Origin of the sequence: Actinoplanes xinjiangensis, from assembly GCF_003148685.1 — a bacterium.
GTDB classification, from domain to species: domain Bacteria; phylum Actinomycetota; class Actinomycetes; order Mycobacteriales; family Micromonosporaceae; genus Actinoplanes; species Actinoplanes xinjiangensis.
This window is the reverse complement of the sequence record NZ_QGGR01000084.1, coordinates 1-1,292: the sequence shown is the minus strand read 5'-3', so window position 1 is coordinate 1,292 and position 1,292 is coordinate 1. Positions and strand designations below refer to the sequence as shown.

Below are 1,292 nucleotides of genomic sequence, written 5' to 3'. Positions count from 1 at the left end.
TGAGGTTCCCCCTCGGGACCGGACATCTCGAAACCAGACAGCGGTCTGGGGAAGGATGTTCCGGTGCCTCGTCCCTCGAAGTATCCCGAGCAGTTCCGTAAGGACGCCGTCGATCTGGTCCGCTCGTCCGGCCGGACGATTCGTGACGTCGGTCGGGAACTCGGCGTCAACCACGAGACCCTGCGGAACTGGGTCAGCGCCGCGAAACGCGCCGAGCAGGGCCCTGCCGCCAGCACTGACGGCGTGGTCGGGCAGGTCAGCCCGGCCGAGCGCGAGGAGTTGAACCGGCTGCGTAAGAAGGTTGCCGAGCTCGAACTGGAGAAGGAGATTCTCCGCAAAGCAGCCCAGTATTTTGCCAAGGAGATGGGTCGTTGATCCACCGCTACCGGTTCATCTCCGAACACCACGCCGTCTACGGCGTCACGCGGTTGTGCCGTGTCCTGGCGGTCAAACGGCGGCAGGGCTACTACGAGTGGCTGGCCGCCGCACCCGCCCGCCGCCGACGCGAGCAGGCAGAAGAACAGCTCACCGCTCAGATCCGGGCCATCCACGGCGAACACCGCAACGCCTACGGGTCACCGCGGGTCACCGCCGAGCTGCGCCGGCAGGGCCAGCAGGTCAACCGCAAACGCGTCGAACGGATCATGCGCGAGCGAGACATCGTGGGGATCACCCGCCGACGCCGCCGGTCGCTGACCCGCCAGGACACCACCGCCGCCCCGGCACCGGACCTGATCCGCCGGGACTTCACCGCCGCCGTGCCCGGGCTGCGGTTCGTCGGCGACATCACCTACCTGCCCACCAGCGAGGGCTGGCTGTATCTGGCCACCACGATCGACCTGTTCAACCGTGAGGTCGCCGGCCACGCTATGGCCGGGCACATGCGCACCGAACTGATCAGCGACGCCGTCGAGCTGGCGCATCGCCGCGGCCTGGTCCGTCCCGGCGCGATCTTTCACAGCGATCGCGGCAGCCAGTACGCATCGAAGGACTTCCGCGCCAGTTTGACCCGGTTGAAGATGCGTCCGTCGATGGGCCGGGTCGGGTCCTGCTACGACAACGCAGTGGCCGAGTCGTTCTTCGCCGCTCTGAAAGCCGAGATCGGCACTCGCGTCTGGCCGACCCGCGCCCAGGCCCGCCAGGCCGTATTCGCCTACATCAACTACTACAACGAACGGCGGCTGCACTCGACCAACGGCCTGCGCACCCCGCGTGAGACCCGTGTCTGCTACCGTCCAGCCATCGCCCTCGCGGCATAAAACCCTGGTGTCCGATCCCGGGGTGGAACCTCA

General features: G+C 67.3%; 2 protein-coding genes. Both read left to right on the top strand.

Going from position 1 to position 1,292, the window contains the following annotated elements; translation table 11 throughout:
- The first annotated feature begins 63 nt into the window (after nt 1-63).
- Entirely contained in the window at nt 64-375 is a 312-nt protein-coding gene (locus BC793_RS48615; RefSeq protein ID WP_158319611.1) for a transposase, read from the top strand.
- Entirely contained in the window at nt 372-1,259 is an 888-nt protein-coding gene (locus tag BC793_RS48610) for an IS3 family transposase (protein WP_109603428.1), read from the top strand. The genes BC793_RS48615 and BC793_RS48610 overlap by 4 nt, the downstream gene beginning before the upstream one ends.
- Nucleotides 1,260-1,292 lie beyond the last annotated feature (33 nt).